This is a genomic window from Cryobacterium shii (assembly GCF_004402595.1).
GTDB lineage: Bacteria > Actinomycetota > Actinomycetes > Actinomycetales > Microbacteriaceae > Cryobacterium > Cryobacterium shii.
Genome location: NZ_SOFY01000080.1, coordinates 1 through 15322, shown reverse-complemented (window position 1 = coordinate 15322; position 15322 = coordinate 1). Strand labels below are relative to the sequence as shown.

The following is a 15322-nucleotide window of genomic DNA, read 5'->3' as shown; positions in this document are numbered from 1 at the left end:
GGCCGCCCCGACCGCCGCCCCGGCCGCCCCGACCGCCGCCCCGGCCGCCGCCGCCGGCGCGGTCGCGAGCTTTAATGCTCCCCGGGCCACCTCTTACGCGCCGCTGGAGTATGTCGCCCTCGGCGACTCCTTCACCGCCGGACAGGGCGCCCCACCGTACTCCGACCTGAACTGCCTGCGCAGCCGGTACAAGAGCTACCCGGTCATCACCTCCTTGCTCAGCCCGTATCGCTTGATCGCGAACAAGGCGTGCTCCGGGGCGCGCCTGGCCGACATCCCGGCCCAACTGGTTGGCGTCGGCACCTCAACGAAGCTGGTCACCCTGACGGTCGGCGGCATCGACGCCGGGTCGACCGAGATCCTTCGGGCCTGCGCCCCGGACCCGGGGAGTGCGGACTGCGTTGGGGCCGTGCAGGCAAGCCAAGCCACCCTGTCCGACCCGGCCTTCGTGGCCGCCCTGGCCGGGACCTATGGCCAGCTCGCGGCGACCCTGCTGAATGCCCGCGTCGCCGTGCTGGGCTATCCGCTGTTGTTCAAGCCCGGGGCCTCCCCCCTGGGCGACCTGGTCAACCAGGGAACCGGAGCGTTGAACCTGGCGATCCAGACGGCCGTCGGGGTCACCCCCGAGCCGGCCGGAGTCGACCGGATTCGCTACGTCAACGTGACTGACGAGTTCGCCGACCATGGAATCGGGTCTCGTGTGCCCTACATCGCCTTCGACCCGTCGAACGTGATGGCACCGAGCAACTTCCACCCGAACGCGCTCGGCAACACCCTCGGTTACTACCGGGCGCTGGCCAACGACGGCGTGCTGCGCCGTTGAGAGCCGCAGGAAGCGCTCGCGGCCGCGCGGCCGCGAGCGCTTCCTGCGTGTCTGCGGACGTCCGACGCCATCCAGGAGACCGGCACCGACGTCACCAGAGGTCGGCTATTTGAAAGTATTACAAGTTAGCGATATGATCAAACTGTGTCGACGACCGGACTGCCCATGGCCCAATTGAAGTCCGAGCTGTTCAAGGCCCTCGGGCATCCGCTGCGCGTGCAGGTACTCGAACAGCTGGTCGAGGGCGAACGCTCGGTCGGCAGCCTGGCCGAGGCGCTCGGCGCGGAGTTGTCGAACCTCTCCCAGCAGCTGGGGGTGCTTCGCCGGGCCGGCGTGGTGCTCACCCGACGCGACGGCAACACGATCTTCTACGCGCTCCGCGACCCCGACGTCGCCGAACTCCTCGCCGTGGCGAAACGGATGCTGGTGTCCACCCTCGAGGACTCCCACGCCCTGCTCCGCACGATCGAGCAGGAATCCCGGTAGCCCGAGTCCCGGAGCCCCAGCCCGAGCCCGAGCCGCGTCCCGCCACGTTGCCACCCGAAGCCAACTCGTGGCGCAGGTTATGGTCGCAGGCGCATGTTCCAGCCTGCGCCCGCGGCCACAACCTGCGCCACGACGCTCGGCGCCCAGCGGATGCCGCGACGCTCGGCGCCAGCGGGTGCCGCGACGCTCGGCGCCAGCGGGTGCCCCGCGGGTGCCGAGACGCTCCCGCGTCGCGCATCCGTCGCCCATCCGTCGTCGTAGTCGTCGCCCGTTCGCCGACATCCGCTCGCGGCGCAGGTTATGGCCGCCGGCGCACGTTCTATCCTGCGCCCGCGACCCCAACCTGCGCCGCGACGCGATGCGTTGGGCGGGTGCCGCGACAGGTGACCGACGGATGCCGTGACGCGGCGCTTCAGCGCGGCTACAGGTCGTTGCCCGCGTAGGACTGGTTGAAGCTCTTGTTGACCAGGGGGAAGTCCGGCACGATCGTCTCGGCCAGGGCCACCGGCAGGGCCGGCCAGTTGAAGTACGACGGGTCGACGACCTTGATCCGGGTGATCACGCCGTCGGGCCCGAGCTCGAGTCGGTGGCAGATGGTGCCGCGCCAGCCCTCGACCAGGGACAGGCCCGATGCCGCGGGTGACACGGATGCCGCGGATGATGCGGCCACGGGGGTCGAAGTAACGGATGCCGCGGGCGTAGACGCCCCGGACGCCGCGCTGCCGCCCTTCTGCGGTGCCGGGGCCGGCGCCGGGGCCGCGCCGCCGCCCCGGTGCGAGCCGAGCCGCCCGATCAGGTCGATCGCCACGTTGATGGACACCTCGAATTCGCCCGCGCGCACACGGTAGCGGCTGAGCACGTCGCCGCCGGTCTCCGTGACCACGTGGAAGTGCTCGCCGAGGTCGACGAACGGGTGGTCCCGGCGGGCGTCCGTGTCGACGCCGGAGGCACGGGCCACGTAGCCGAGGGTGCCCATCGCCTGCGCCTGGCCGACGGGCAGCGGGGCGGTGCCGGTGAACCGGTCCCGCACGATCGCGTGCCCGAGCGTGATGGCGATGATCTCCTGCACGTCGACGGCGACCCGTGCGAGGTCGGTCGGGTCGGGCAGGGCCAGCACCGAGGCTCCACCGATCGTCAGGCCGCCGCGCAGGAACCGGTGTCCGGTGACGGTCTTGTTGATGCGCAGCAGGGTCTCCCGCAGTCGCTGGGTGTGCGAGTGCACGATGCCGAAACCGACGTCGTTGGCCAGCGAGCCGAGGTCGGAGACGTGGTTGTAGATGCGTTCGAGTTCGAGCAGCAGGGCGCGCAGCATCCGGTCCGGCTCCGACACGTCGATGCCGCGGGCGGCCTCGACGGCCATCACGTAGGCCAGGGTGTGGCCCACGACGGTGTCGCCGGTGATCTGTTCGGCCAGTTCGATGCCATCCTCGGGGCGGCGACCCTCGAAGAGCCGCTCGACGCCGCGGTGCATGTACCACTGCCGGGCTTCCATCCGCACGATGGTCTCGCCCACGACCGAGAAGCGGAAGTGGCCGGGGTCGATGATGCCGGCGTGGATGGGGCCGACCGCGATCTCGTAGACCCCGGGGCCCTCCACCTCGACGAACGGGAACGACTCGGTGTCGGGTTCGAATTCCGGCGTGACCCGCGCCCCGTGCAGCATGGGGTACCAGCCGCGGGGCCAGTGACCGTGGCGCACGAGCCGGTACGGCTGCGGGTGGTCGGCCGGCCGCAGCCCGAACAGGTCGCGCATGCCGCGCTCGAAGTTGCCGGCGGGATAGGACACGTTCGCCAGGCTCGGCACCCAGGCGTCGTCGTAGGGAACCGGCACGACGAGGTCGATCTGCCGCCGCGGGTAGACGGCCACGAAGGAGTACACCACGCGCAACCGGTCGCCGTCGTCGTGGCAGGTGACCATCGCGAGCCGGTTGCCGGTCGACAGCAGGTCGGCGGCTTCGGCCGGGAGCTCGTCCCGGGAGAGCGTGTGCACCTCCGGGCCGTCGCTCAGGGAAGGGTTCGTTGTCGTCATTGGATTCCTCCCAGAACGGCGGCCGCGCGGGCCAGCAGCGTGCCGACCGGCTCGGCGATGAAGGCCACCACGGCCGTGGTCCCGAGGGCCAGGATCAGCGGCAGCCGGGGCCCGTGGGCCGACCGGTCCGGTTCGGCCGGCGGCGCAGCCGGCGCGTCCGGGCCCGCCAGTTCGGCAGGCGCACCGGCTGCACCGGCTGCACCGGCTGCACCGGCCCCGACGGCCGCACCGGCTGCCACGGCCGCACCTGCCGTGACGGATGCCGCGGGCGCGCCGATCGTCATGGTCACCGTCAGCCGGGTGAGGCTCGCGAAGATGACCAGCAGCAGCACGAGGGCGATGCCGACGACGGCGCCCATGCCGGTCGTCCAGCCGGCGATGATGATGCCGACCTCGGAGAAGAAGATGCTGAACGGGGGGAAACCGATCAGGGCGGCCATCGCGATCAGCCAGGGAACGGCCAGCCCGGGGCGCCGCACGAGCAGGGCGCGCACTCCGTCGATCCGGGGGGTGCCCTCGACCTCGAGGATGCGGCCCGAGATGACGAACAGCGTGGCCTTGGTCAGGCCGTGGCCGAGCACGTAGAGCAGCACGGCCGGCAGCGCCGCCGCGCCGATGGCTGCGCCGACGGCCATCATGCCCATATGTTCGATGCTGGAGTAGGCGAGCATCCGTTTGAAGTCGCGCTGCCGGATCAGCAGCGCCGCAGCCACGAAAAGGGAGAGCAGCCCGGCGATGCTGAGCATGATGCGCAGGAAGTCCGGCCCGATCACGGCGTTCGTGATGGTCTGGATGCGCAGGATGGCGTAGAGGGCGACCGCGAGCAGCACGCCGCTCATCAGGCCGGACACCGGGGCGGGTGCCTGGCTGTGCGCGTCGGGAAGCCAGCTGTGCATCGGCGCGAGGCCGGCCTTGGTGGCGAAGCCGAGCACGGCGAGTGCGCCGCCGGCCCGGATCAGCACCGGGTCGAGGGGGAGGCCGGCCTGGCTCAGCACCAGCCAGGAGAGGGTGGGTTCGCCCGTGCCGCGGGAGGCGGCGTAGATCAGCACGATGCCGAGCAGGGCGATGGCGACGCCGACGGAGCCGAGGATGACGTATTTCCAGGCGGCCTCCAGCGACGACCGGGTGCGGTGGTGCCCGACCAGGAAAGCGGTGGTGATGGTGGTGGCTTCGACGGCGGCCCACATCAGGCCGATGTTGTCGGCGAGCACGGCGAGGCTCATCGCGGCCAGGAACACCGAGATCAGGGCGTCGTAGCTGCCGGCGAACCGGGCGGGGGCGGCCGTGGCGTGGCCGAGCCCGCCCCAGGTGGAGACGAGGCCGACCGCGCCGACGACGGTGAGCATGTACGCGGACAGCGCGTCCGCGCGGAGCAGGCCGCCGCCGAGCGTCGGCACCTGGTCGGCCAGCACCGCGCTGACGAGCAGGAGTCCGGACCCGAGCACGGCCGCGCTGGAGGCAACCGGGGCGAGCCGGCGGAGCGCGGGGACGGGGACCGCGAGGCTGAGCAGGGCCAGGATGACCGGGACGGCGAGGGGCGTCCAGAGGGCGAATGACATCAGTCGTGCAACTTTCTGAGCTGGTCGATGTCCGTGTTGCCGAACTTATTTCGCATCCGGCCGGCGAAGACGTAGAGGATGACCACGACCAGGAGCACGTCGAGGGAGATGCCGAGCTCGAGGAACAGGGGAACCCCGCCACTGGTCAGGAACGCGACCGTGGCGATGCCGTTGTCCAGCACGAGGAAGCCGATCAGCTGCGACCCGGCCTGCCGCCGGGTGACCAGGAGCAGGAAGCCGATCAGCACCATGGCCAGCCCGATCGGGGCCGCGTGGGCGGACACGCTGCTGTCCCCGGCGAGGAGCCGGCTGGCGACGACGTAGCTGAGGATGGTCAGCAGCGCCACGGTCAACAGACCCGCCGTCGGGTTCAGGCGCGGCGCCTCATCCGTGCGCGTCGTGGCCTGGGTCTCGTGGGCGAGCACCCACGGCAGGCCGATGCCCTTGACCAGCAGCACGAGCACGGAGACGATGATGACCTCGGTCTCGCCCTCCTCCACGCCGATCACGGCGACGAGGGCGGCGAGCGCGAAGCCCTGCACGCTGAGCAGGCGGATTGAGGCGAGCAGGGAGTGCCGCCAGACCATCAGGGCGCTGGTCAGCAGCAGGGCGCCGGTGCAGAGGCCGATCAGCTGGGGGTAGATGGTGTCGAACACGGGATCTCCTAAGCGACCAGGTAGGAGGCGGTGACGGCCAGGAGGGCCAGGGCGAACGATCCCGCCAGCAGCTCGGGCACCCGGAACAGGCGCGCCTTGGCCAGGAACACCTCGCCGACGCTGAGCACGACGCCCAGCGCGAGGATCTTGACCGTGACGGTGACCACGCCGACCAGCAGGCCGAGCGGGGAGAACTCGGTCAGCACCCCCCAGGGGACGATCAGGTTACTGAGCAGCCCGAGCAGCGCGGCCAGTTTGAGCCAGGAGCCCAGCTCGAGCCAGGCCAGGTCCCGCCCGGAGGCCTCCAGCACCATGGCCTCGTGCAGCATGGTCAGTTCCAGGTGGGTGGACGGGTTGTCGACGGGCAGGCGGCTGGTCTCGGCCATGATGGCGATCGCCAGGGCGACCATGGCCAGCAGGCTGACCGGAGAGATGATCACGGCCGGGTTCGCCAGCCGGGTCTCCACGATCAGCGACAGGGTGGACGTGCCGGCCGGGATCGACAGCGCGTACACCGCGAGCAGCAGGGTCGGCTCGACGAGGGCGGCGACGGTCATGTGCCGGCTGGAGCCCATGCCGCCGAACGCGGTACCCGCGTCGAGGCCGACCAGGGCCAGCGCGACCACGCCGATCAGCATCACCGACACGATCACGAACAGGTCGCTGGGGATCAGCGGCAGGGGGAGCGTGCCGACCAGCGGCAGCAGCGCGACCAGCAGCAGGCTCGACACGAGCAGGGTGACCGGACCGGCCGCGAGCATCCAGCTGCTGTCGGCGGCGCGCACCGGGTCCTTGGTGAGGAGTTTCCGCACGTCCCGCCACGGCTGCCAGATGCCGGCGCCCGCGCGCCCCTCGAGCCGGGCCCGAACCTGGCGGATCACGCCGATCAGCAGCGGGGAGAGGAAGACGAAGAGCACCAGCTGGACGAGGGCGATCGCGATCGCCGCGCCGGTCACAGGGACACCACGATCAACACGGACAGCAGGGCGACGAAGGAATAGGACAGGTAACGATGGATGCTGCCGTTCTGGGCGCGTCGGGCCAGAATGCCGAACCGCTGTGCGGCGTTCAGCATCGGGCGGTAGAACCGGGTCTCGATCACGTCGGACACGCTCTGTTCCACGTGCACGCGTTCCACCAGGTAGCGGGATTCGCCGACGTGGGTGACCTCCACGTCGCGGGAGGGCCGGAGCACGTCGTCGAACACGCGCACCAGGGGCTCGGCGTAGGAGGTGGCGGTGTACTGCATCCGCGGCCGCAGCCGTGACCCGCCGCCGGCCCAGGGCAGGGGCGAGGTTCGGGTGGGGTGGCGCCGGGCGGAGGCGAAGAGGGCGATCAGCACCGGGACGAGCAGCAGCGCGGCCAGCACCACGAAGGTCGTCGGGTCCAGCACGGCGTCGATGCCGCGGGCGTCGACGCCGGCCAGGCCGACGGTGCGCACGTCGGGCGCGAAGGCGGGGCCCACGGCCGAGGCGATGGCCACGGCCAGCGGCCCGGGGACCAGGCCGAGCGCGATCACGCCGAGCGCGCCGAGAACGAGCGAGACGCGCATGATCACGGGAACCTCTCGGGCCTGTGTCGCCTTCGGGGAGCGGGGGCGGGCGAGGAATGCGATCCCGTAGGCCTTGACGAAGGTGAGCAGGGCCAGCCCCGCGGTCAGGGCGATCACGGCGACGGCGAGCGGCATGGCCACCGAGGCGGTCACGGAGACGACCTCTCCGTCGACCCGGGAGCCGTGGATCAGGGCCTGCAGCAGCATCCACTCGGCGACGAACCCGCTGGTGACGGGCAGGGCGGCGGCTCCCATCGCGGCGGCGCCGAAGGTGGCGGCGGTCCACGGCATGCGGCTGCCGAGCCCGCCGAGCCGGTCGAGGTTCATTTCCCCGGTCGAACGGGCGATCGCGCCGGCGCCGAGGAACAGGGTGGCCTTGAACGCGGCGTGGCTGACCATCAGCAGCAGGGCGGCGACGAGGGCCGCGTCGGCCGCGGCCGTGGCGTCGTCCGCGCGCAGCAGCACGGATGCGCCGAGCCCCAGGAACACCAGCCCCATGTTCTCGGTCGTGGAGTAGGCCAGCAGCACCTTGAGGTTGCTGGCCACCGAGGCCTGCAGGATCCCGTAGAGCGCGGACAGCCCGCCGAGGGCCATGAGCAGGACGCCCCACCAGGCCGGCCCGTTCGGCAGCAGCCGCACGCAGACGAGGAGGGCGCCGTAGACGCCGATGTTGACCATCGCGCCGCTCATCGCGGCGGCGACGTGGCCGGGTGCCTCGGGCAGAACCCGGGGCACCCAGACGTGCAGGGGCACGAGCTCGGCCTTGCCGCCGAAGCCGAGGAGCAGCAGCACGAACGCGAGGCTCGCCTGCCAGGAGGCGGGGTCGACGGTGGCCAGCCCGGAGAAGCCGGTGCCGCCGGTGGCCGCGGCCAGCACGGCGAAGCCGGCCAGCACGAAGAAGAAGCTCAGCTGAGACATGGCCGAGTACCAGACGATCGCGGAGGCCACCGTGCCGCGGGTCGCGTGGTGGGCCAGCAGCAGCGCCGTCGACCCGAGGGTCATGATCTCCCAGAACAGCAGGAACGAGACGATGTCGGTCGCCGCGGGCACGAGCTGCATCCCGAACAGGAACACGGCCATCGAGACCCATGAGGTGCGGGACGCCGACGCGACCCGGGCGGAGCCGATCCCGAACAGGGAGGCGAGCACGCCGACGGCGGACACGACCATCATCACGAGGCCGCCGAGCCGGTCGGGGGAGAGCACGAGGGGGTCCATCGGCAGGGCGGTGGGAATCGTGAGCGACCCCTCGCCGCCGAACAGGGCGATCGCGCCGGTGACGATTCCGGCGGCCGCGAGGAGGGCGCAGAGGGTGCCGATCACCCGGGAGCGCCAGCGGGTGCCCACGAGCAGTGCGCCCGTGACGGCGAGGGCCAGGAGCAGCACCTGGCCGAGCATCCCGGCTTCGAGGGCCGTCATCGGCCGGTCATCCGTCGGAGCGCCTCGACGATCAGGGCGGGTTCGGGCGGGTTGCCCGGCACGGCCAGGTCGACGTCGATGAAATCGGGCACCGGGCCGGCGATCCCGTACCCCTCGGCGAAGACGCCGCCGGTGAGCGCGCAGTCGCCGACGGCGATCACGAATCGGGGCGTCGGCGTGGCGTCGACCGTGCGCCGGATGGGCTCGATCATGTTGCGGGTCACGGCGCCGGTGATCAGGATCACGTCGGCATGCCGGGGCGACGCGACCAGACGGATGCCGTAGCGCTCGACGTCGTAGACGGGGCCGAACGCGCTCGACACCTCCTGGGCGCAGTCGTTGCAGCCGCCCGCGTTGATGAAGCGCACCTGGATGCTGCCGCCGAAGACCTCGGCGCCGGGGAAGAAGGCGGGGGCGGGCGGGGCCGGTTCGGCGATGCGTCCGCTCTGCCGGATGAGATCGGTCAGCCGTTTGACGCTCAACTCAGGCTCCGTGGCAGGCGACACATCATTACTTCTTTATATACCTATATGGTGAATTTATCAAATAGATTCGGCAGGGACGATTCGGGGTCAGTCTTCGGGCCAGGGGGCGCTGAGAGCGTCCACGGCCGCCGCGGTGAACTCGAGCAGCGAGGTGAGGAGGCCCTCCATGGTGGTCGATCGCAGGAGCGCGATCTGGTCGAGCGGTCCGAGCGGTGAGATGCCGGCGAGCTGCCACGCGGCCGCCGCCGGGTCGTGGGACAGCTCCACGGTCGAGGGCCAGAGCTGGTCGGCGAATTCGCTCGCCAGTGCCAGTGCGCGGCGCACGGCCTGTTCGGCCTGTTCGCGGAGCGGCAGCAGCTCGTCGTCCCAGTCGAGGGGTTCCAGTTCACGCGCGACCGCCTGGGGGTGCGGGTCCTCCTCGAGCCAGTCGAGCACCTCGATGCGCCGCTCGCCCTGGGCGGTGACGGCCACGAAGCCCTCGGCCGCCTCCACCTCCGTGACCTGGGCGACGGTGCCGATCGCGAATCGGCGCTCGCCGCCGCCGACCTCCTGGCCGCGTTCGATCAGCACGACGCCGAACTCGGCGGGCTCCTCGTGAAGGATCCGGCTGAGCATCACCAGGTACCGGTCCTCGAACACCCGCAGCTGCAGCGGCATATAGGGGAACAGGACGGATCCCAGCGGGAACATCGGCAGGATGGTCATCGGGGCGCCGGTCACACTCGCGGGGGCCGCATCAGGTCGTGACCTCGTCCGGGCTGCCGCCGGTGCTGCCGCTCGGGCCCACCCGGCGGGCGGTGCGCTCCAGCAGCGGGGTGACCCGGTAGGGGATCAGCTCGCCCATCGCGAGGGAGGTCTCGGTGCGGTCGACGCCCTCGCAGGCCAGGATGGTGCCGTCGATGCGGAACAGGTCGTCGGCATCCGTGCAGACCACGCGCACGAGCAGGTCGGTCGAGCCGCTCATTCCGTAGGCCTGCACGATCTCGGGGATCTGGGCGAGCTCGGCGACGATCTGGGTCAGCCGCTTCTGCTGCACGTGCACCTCGATGAAAGCCGTCAGCGGGTAGCCCAGGGCGACCGGGTTGACGCGGCGGTCGAAGGACAGGAAGGCGTTGGACTCCTCGAGCCGGGCCATCCGGGCCTGCACCGTGTTGCGGGAGAGATGGAGCTGCTGGGCCAGCGCGACGAAGGTGCTGCGCGGGTCCGTGCAGAGGGCTCGGAGCAGCTGCAGGTCGACTTTGTCCAGACTGTGCATAATGCTCGACGGTAGCACGCGAGCGGCCCCCTGAATAGGGCAGAATGCTCAATATTTTTGGACATGGTTGTGCCCTGTGTCGCCTGACCGTACGCTCTCTACAACTTCGGCAACGACGCTGGGAGCGGCCATTATGCTCGACATCCTCGCGGGAGACATTCCCGCCACTTTTCTGCAACTCGTGACGCCGGACGGCGTTCGGCAGCCCGATGACCGGCTGGATCCGTGGGTCGAGGACGTGACCGGGGCGCACCTGGTCGCCCTCTACCAGGACATGGTCGTTGTGCGCCGCATCGACGCCGAGGCCACCGCGCTGCAGCGCCAGGGCGAGCTCGGCCTGTGGCCGCCGCTGCTGGGCCAGGAGGCCGCGCAGGTCGGCTCGGCCCGCGCGCTCCGGCCCGACGACTTCGTGTTCCCAAGCTACCGCGAGAACGCGGTGGCGTACTGCCGGGGCGTGGCGCCGGCCGACATCGTGCGGGTGTGGCGGGGCAATGCGCAGTCCGGCTGGGACCCGTACGCCTTCGGGATGGCGACGCCGAACATCATCATCGGCGCCCAGACCCTGCACGCGACGGGCTGGGCCATGGGCGCCCTGGCCGACGGGGTCGACTCGGTCGCGGTGACCTACTTCGGTGACGGGGCGACCAGCCAGGGGGATGTCAACGAGGCGCTCGTCTTCGCGGCCAGCTTCCAGGCGCCGGTGGTGTTCTTCTGCCAGAACAACCAGTGGGCGATCTCCGAACCGGTCGGGGTGCAGGCCCGGGTCAGCATCGCCGACCGGGCGCCCGGTTTCGGCATTCCCAGCCTCCGGGTCGACGGCAACGACGTCCTCGCCGTGATGGCCGCCACCCGGATCGCCCTGGACCGCGCCCGCACCGGCGGCGGCCCCACCTTCATCGAGGCCGTCACCTACCGGATGGGGCCGCACACGACGGCCGACGATCCCACCCGCTACCGCCCCGCCGGCCAACTCGAGGAGTGGGCGGCGAAGGACCCGATCCTGCGCCTGCGGTTGCTGCTCGACGGGCTCGGCCTGCTCACCCCGGAGGTCGAGGAGCAGACCAGGGCCCGGGCGGATGCCACGGCCGCCGTACTCCGCGCCGGCTGCATCGACATGCCCGACCCGGAGCCGCTGAGCGTGCTCGCCCACGTCTACACCACCCCCCACGCGGCCCTGGACGGCCAGCGCGCGAACTACGCCGCCTACCTGGCCGGCTTCGAGCAGACCAGCAGTGACTCCACCGGAGGGAAGGCCTGATGACCATGACGACCATAGTGAGACCTTCCCCGTCCGTGGCCGGCCCGGCACCGACATCCGTGCCCCTGGCCACGCCGGTGCCGCTGACCGGCACGACCACCCTGACCCTGGCCAAGGCGATCAACGCCGGCCTCCGCCAGGCGATGCTCGACGACCCCAAGGTGGTGCTGCTCGGCGAGGACATCGGCACGCTCGGCGGCGTGTTCCGGGTGACCAGCGACCTGCTGGCCGAATTCGGCAAGCGCCGGGTCGTCGACACCCCGCTGGCGGAGTCCGCGATCATCGGCACCGCGGTCGGGCTCGCCTACCGCGGCTACCGCCCGGTCTGCGAGATCCAGTTCGACGGCTTCATCTTCCCCGGCTTCGACCAGATCGTCAGCCAGGTCGCCCGCATCCACTACCGCACCCAGGGCGCGGTGCGGATGCCGATCACCATCCGGGTGCCGTTCGGCGGCGGCATCGGCGCAGCCGAGCACCACTCCGAGTCGCCGGAGGCGTACTTCACCCATACCTCGGGGCTGCGCGTGGTCGCCGTCTCCAACCCGCAGGACGCCTACAGCCTGATCCGCCAGGCGATCGCCTCCGACGACCCGGTGCTCTACTTCGAGCCCAAGCGCCGCTACCACGTGCCCGGCGCGGTGTCGCCGGAGCTCGGCGCCCCGATGGAGAGCGCCCGGGTCGTGACGCCCGGCACCGACGTCACGCTCCTCGCCTACGGCGCGCTCGTGGCCACCGCGACGGATGCCGCGATCGCCGCGTCCGACGAGAGCGTGTCGATCGAGGTGATCGACCTGCGCTCGCTGTCGCCGGTCGACTACGCCACGGTCGAGGCCTCCGTGCGGAAGACCGGCCGGCTCGTCGTCACCCACGAGGCGGCGCGCACGGGAGGGCTGGGCGGCGAGATCGTGGCCGTCGTCACCGAGCGCTGCTTCGAGTACCTCGAGGCGGCCCCGGTGCGGGTGACCGGCTTCGACATCCCCTATCCGCCGGCGAAGCTGGAAAGCCACCACCTGCCCGACCTCGACCGCATGCTCGACGGCGTCGACCGTGCCCTGGGGAGACGACGATGATCAAGGTGTTCCGGCTGCCCGACCTGGGCGAGGGCCTGACCGAATCCGAGATCGTGGCCTGGCGAATCGCGCCGGGCGACACGGTCGAGCTCAACCAGCTGATCGCCGACGTCGAGACCGCGAAGGCCGTCGTCGAACTCCCGTCCCCGTTCGCGGGCGTGGTGTCCGAGCTGCACCAGCAGCCCGGCACGGTCGTGCACGTGGGGGAGCCGATCGTCTCGTTCGAGGTGGCGGGCGCGGAGGCTGCCAGCTCCGCGTCGTCCTCGCGCGAGGAGGGCGAGGCGCAGGGGCGGCAAGCGAACCTGGTCGGGTACGGGCCCGCCGTCGAGCGCGGCGGGCGGCCGCAGCGGCGGGCGCGGGCCGGGGCGACGGATGCGACGGGCGTGGTCCCGGGGACGGCTGCGCCCGACGCGGGGGCGCCCGGGGTGGCAGTACCCGGGGTGGCAGCACCCGGGGTGGCTACGCCCGACGCGGCTGCATCCGACGCGGGAGCACGCGTGGCGGCAGCACCCGACCCGGCAGCGTCCGGGGCGGCAGCACCCGCTGTGCCGGTGCCCGACGTCGCGGCCCCTGACGTGCCGAGCCGGTCTGTCTCTGCGTCAGCCTCTGCCTCCCTCGCAACCGTGTCTGACTCGCCGTCGCCCGTCTCAGGGGAGCGTCCGCGCTCCACGCCACCTGTCCGCGCCCTCGCCCGAAGCCTGGGCGTCGACCTCACCCGGGTGACCGGGACCGGCCCGACCGGGCTGATCACCCGGGAGGACGTGGAGGCGTGGGCCGAACCGGCGCGCGCGGTGCCGGCCGAGGCCGCACAGTCGCGAGCCGAACCGGCCGCGCCGCCGGCGGCATCCGTTCCGGGTGCCCGGGAATCCCGCAGCCCGATCCGCAGCGTGCGCAAGCACACGGCCGAGGCTATGGTGCGCAGTGCGTTCACCGCGCCGCACGCGACCGAGTTCCTGACCGTGGATGTGACCCCGACGGTCGAACTGATCGAGGTGCTCAAACGTGACCGCTCCTTCGCGGGCGCACGCATCGGCATCCTCGCCGTCGTCGCGAAGGCGCTCTGCCTCGCGGTGGCGCGCACGCCCGAGGTCAACACCCGCTGGGACGAGGCCGCCGCCGAGATCGTGCAGTTCCACTACGTGAACCTCGGCATCGCGGCCGCCACGCCGCGGGGACTATTGGTGCCCACGATCACGGATGCCGACCGGCTCAGCCTGGCCGATCTGGCCGCGGCGCTCGCCGAGCTGACCGCGGCCGCCCGGGCGGGCACCACCAGCCCGGCTGCCCTGCGCGGCGGCACCCTCTCGATCACCAACATCGGCTTCTTCGGGATCGACGCCGGAACGCCCATCCTGCCGCCGGGGGAGGCCGTGATCCTGGCGATCGGGGCGATCCGCCCGCGGCCGTGGGAGTACCGCGGCGAGATCGCGCTGCGGCAGGTGATGACGCTGAGCCTGTCCTTCGACCACCGCCTGGTCGACGGCGAGCAGGGCGCCCGGTTCCTGACCGACATCGCCGGCATCCTCGCCAACCCCGGCCTGGCCCTTACCCTGCTCTAGCCGGCCCCGCCCCTAACGAATTCGACGGAGATTTTGCTCCCACGAGGCCAAAAATGGCCCAAAACGTCGTTTGCCCTCAAAATCTCCGTCGAATTGGTGAGGACGGGCCTGCGGGACCGGGCGGCCCGGGACACCGGACGACGGGGAGACCGGCTACTCGGCCGCGTGCACGGACGCCGCCTCGACCAGGGAGTGAGGCGATCGTGTCGATCGCGTAGGCGGCCCGGATCGTGGCCCGCTCGGCGGCCTGGTCCGGGTATTTGCCGGTGCGAACCTGCACCGTGGTCGCGCCGGCCGCGTTGCCCATCGCGATGTCGGTGGTTGCGTCGTCGCCGACGACCCACACCTCGTTCGGCTGGGCCCCCGGCCGATTCCGCGGCGAGCCGGAGAAAATCCTGGGAAGGCTTGCCGAGCAGCACGGCCGTCGACCCGCTCGCGTATTCGAGGGCGGCCACGATCGCGCCGGTATCCAGATGGTCACCGTCGGCCCGTCTGGAGTAGCGTCCCCGTTGCAGGGCGACGAGTTCGGCTCCCGCCCGAATGGCCCGGAACGCCCCATCGAGCACGGGGTAGCTGAGCGTGTCCCGCGCGTCGCCCACGATCACATGGGTGATCGGGTGGTCACCCTCCCGCATGAACGGGGCGAATGTCTCCCGGAGCGCGCCCGACACCACCGGCAGCACATTGGCCTCGCTCCCGAACGCGGCGAGGCAGCGCCGGGCCGCCGTCACGGGGGTGAACAGTTCCGTGGCACGCACGTCGACGCCGCGGGCGTGCAGGTCGGACAGGATCAGCGCCTCCGGCCTCGAATCCGTATTGGTCAGAAAACGGATGACGCAACCCAGCTCCCTGAGACCGCTAATCGCCTCGGCCGCCCCGTCGACGGTTGCGCCGGCGGAGTAGATCGTGCCGTCGAGGTCGCACAGAATGGTTTCTCCGGAAGTGTCCACGCCTCAGTGTGACCCGACTCTCCCGGTTTCGGCTACGGGCGGGACCCGGCACGGTGCGAACCAATTCGACGGAGATTTTGCTCCCACAGTGCGCACAACGGGCGAATACGCCGTTTTGACCCAAAATCTCGGCTCTCCTGCTGCATCTGTGGGTCTTTCGGAGCGCCTTAACGGCCGCACGCCGCTTCCTGTCTAGGTTTCTGACTGTCAAGGAAAGAAAC

At 71.2% G+C, this 15322-nt stretch carries 14 protein-coding genes and 1 pseudogene; 5 read left to right on the top strand and 10 right to left on the bottom strand.

The genetic code is table 11. The features are described 5' to 3' along the window. Both E3O49_RS14850 and E3O49_RS14845 read left to right on the top strand, forming a co-directional pair. A partial coding sequence (locus E3O49_RS14850; protein WP_134451836.1) for an SGNH/GDSL hydrolase family protein occupies positions 1-823 on the top strand: 823 nt, incomplete at its 5' end. A 144-nt stretch (positions 824-967) separates the two neighbouring features. Continuing rightward, a complete protein-coding gene (locus E3O49_RS14845) occupies positions 968-1309 on the top strand; it encodes an ArsR/SmtB family transcription factor (protein WP_241976211.1) in 342 nt (113 codons plus the stop codon). A gap of 421 nt (positions 1310-1730) precedes the next feature. Here E3O49_RS14845 and E3O49_RS14840 read toward each other — a convergent pair whose 3' ends face one another. The 8 genes from E3O49_RS14840 to E3O49_RS14805 form a co-directional block, all read right to left on the bottom strand. Continuing rightward, positions 1731-3338 (bottom strand): hydrogenase large subunit, encoded by a 1608-nt coding sequence (locus tag E3O49_RS14840; protein WP_198416889.1) that lies wholly within the window; start codon positions 3336-3338, stop codon positions 1731-1733. Then, positions 3335-4897 carry a proton-conducting transporter transmembrane domain-containing protein gene (locus E3O49_RS14835; RefSeq protein WP_134451834.1) on the bottom strand — a complete coding sequence of 521 codons (1563 nt, stop codon included), beginning with the start codon at positions 4895-4897 and terminating at the stop codon, positions 3335-3337. Before E3O49_RS14835 ends, E3O49_RS14840 begins: the two co-directional genes overlap by 4 nt. Beyond that, complete coding sequence (locus E3O49_RS14830; RefSeq protein WP_134366186.1) at positions 4897-5553, bottom strand: hypothetical protein; 657 nt, start codon at positions 5551-5553, stop codon at positions 4897-4899. Before E3O49_RS14830 ends, E3O49_RS14835 begins: the two co-directional genes overlap by 1 nt. A gap of 8 nt (positions 5554-5561) precedes the next feature. Then, positions 5562-6509 (bottom strand): respiratory chain complex I subunit 1 family protein, encoded by a 948-nt coding sequence (locus E3O49_RS14825; protein WP_134366185.1) that lies wholly within the window; start codon positions 6507-6509, stop codon positions 5562-5564. After that, positions 6506-8524, bottom strand: coding sequence for a proton-conducting transporter transmembrane domain-containing protein (locus E3O49_RS14820; protein ID WP_134451832.1), 2019 nt, complete (start codon positions 8522-8524; stop codon positions 6506-6508). Before E3O49_RS14820 ends, E3O49_RS14825 begins: the two co-directional genes overlap by 4 nt. Continuing rightward, entirely contained in the window at positions 8521-9006 is a 486-nt protein-coding gene (locus E3O49_RS14815) for an NADH-quinone oxidoreductase subunit B family protein (protein ID WP_134366183.1), read from the bottom strand. The genes E3O49_RS14820 and E3O49_RS14815 overlap by 4 nt, the downstream gene beginning before the upstream one ends. Positions 9007-9096: 90 nt before the next feature. Further along, on the bottom strand, positions 9097-9714 hold the full coding sequence (locus E3O49_RS14810; protein WP_134366182.1) for an LON peptidase substrate-binding domain-containing protein: 618 nt from the start codon (positions 9712-9714) through the stop codon (positions 9097-9099). Positions 9715-9745: 31 nt separating this feature from the next. Continuing rightward, positions 9746-10264 (bottom strand): Lrp/AsnC family transcriptional regulator, encoded by a 519-nt coding sequence (locus E3O49_RS14805; protein ID WP_134366181.1) that lies wholly within the window; start codon positions 10262-10264, stop codon positions 9746-9748. Positions 10265-10397: 133 nt separating this feature from the next. Here E3O49_RS14805 and pdhA point away from each other — a divergent pair, with 133 nt between their 5' ends. Genes pdhA through E3O49_RS14790 form a run of 3 tightly spaced genes read left to right on the top strand, consistent with a single transcriptional unit; the run spans position 10398 to position 14151 of the window. After that, positions 10398-11522: a pyruvate dehydrogenase (acetyl-transferring) E1 component subunit alpha gene (gene pdhA, locus E3O49_RS14800; protein ID WP_134366180.1), complete on the top strand. Its 1125-nt coding sequence runs from the start codon at positions 10398-10400 to the stop codon at positions 11520-11522. After that, positions 11522-12592, top strand: coding sequence for an alpha-ketoacid dehydrogenase subunit beta (locus E3O49_RS14795; RefSeq protein ID WP_256359927.1), 1071 nt, complete (start codon positions 11522-11524; stop codon positions 12590-12592). The genes pdhA and E3O49_RS14795 overlap by 1 nt, the downstream gene beginning before the upstream one ends. Beyond that, on the top strand, positions 12589-14151 hold the full coding sequence (locus tag E3O49_RS14790; RefSeq protein WP_134451828.1) for a dihydrolipoamide acetyltransferase family protein: 1563 nt from the start codon (positions 12589-12591) through the stop codon (positions 14149-14151). Before E3O49_RS14795 ends, E3O49_RS14790 begins: the two co-directional genes overlap by 4 nt. Positions 14152-14227: 76 nt before the next feature. On the opposite strand, the gene E3O49_RS19080 is transcribed toward E3O49_RS14790, so the two are convergent. Both E3O49_RS19080 and E3O49_RS19075 read right to left on the bottom strand, forming a co-directional pair. Beyond that, positions 14228-14710, bottom strand: a complete 483-nt coding sequence (locus E3O49_RS19080) for an HAD hydrolase-like protein (RefSeq protein ID WP_420898207.1) — start codon at positions 14708-14710, stop codon at positions 14228-14230. A 97-nt stretch (positions 14711-14807) separates the two neighbouring features. Then, a pseudogene (locus E3O49_RS19075) lies at positions 14808-15101 on the bottom strand (hypothetical protein); the annotation flags it as partial. Positions 15102-15322: the final 221 nt, after the last annotated feature.

What these genes read in the sequence shown, in the direction of transcription:
- E3O49_RS14840 (WP_198416889.1), bottom strand. Translation starts at nt 3,338, where the DNA reads ATGACGACAACGAACCCTTCCCTGAGCGACGGCCCGGAGGTGCACACG.
- E3O49_RS14835 (WP_134451834.1), bottom strand. Translation starts at nt 4,897, where the DNA reads ATGTCATTCGCCCTCTGGACGCCCCTCGCCGTCCCGGTCATCCTGGCC.
- E3O49_RS14820 (WP_134451832.1), bottom strand. Translation starts at nt 8,524, where the DNA reads ATGACGGCCCTCGAAGCCGGGATGCTCGGCCAGGTGCTGCTCCTGGCC.
- E3O49_RS14810 (WP_134366182.1), bottom strand. Translation starts at nt 9,714, where the DNA reads ATGACCATCCTGCCGATGTTCCCGCTGGGATCCGTCCTGTTCCCCTAT.
- E3O49_RS14805 (WP_134366181.1), bottom strand. Translation starts at nt 10,264, where the DNA reads ATGCACAGTCTGGACAAAGTCGACCTGCAGCTGCTCCGAGCCCTCTGC.
- pdhA (WP_134366180.1), top strand. Translation starts at nt 10,398, where the DNA reads ATGCTCGACATCCTCGCGGGAGACATTCCCGCCACTTTTCTGCAACTC.
- E3O49_RS14795 (WP_256359927.1), top strand. Translation starts at nt 11,522, where the DNA reads ATGACCATGACGACCATAGTGAGACCTTCCCCGTCCGTGGCCGGCCCG.
- E3O49_RS14790 (WP_134451828.1), top strand. Translation starts at nt 12,589, where the DNA reads ATGATCAAGGTGTTCCGGCTGCCCGACCTGGGCGAGGGCCTGACCGAA.
- E3O49_RS19080 (WP_420898207.1), bottom strand. Translation starts at nt 14,710, where the DNA reads ATGGGGCGTTCCGGGCCATTCGGGCGGGAGCCGAACTCGTCGCCCTGC.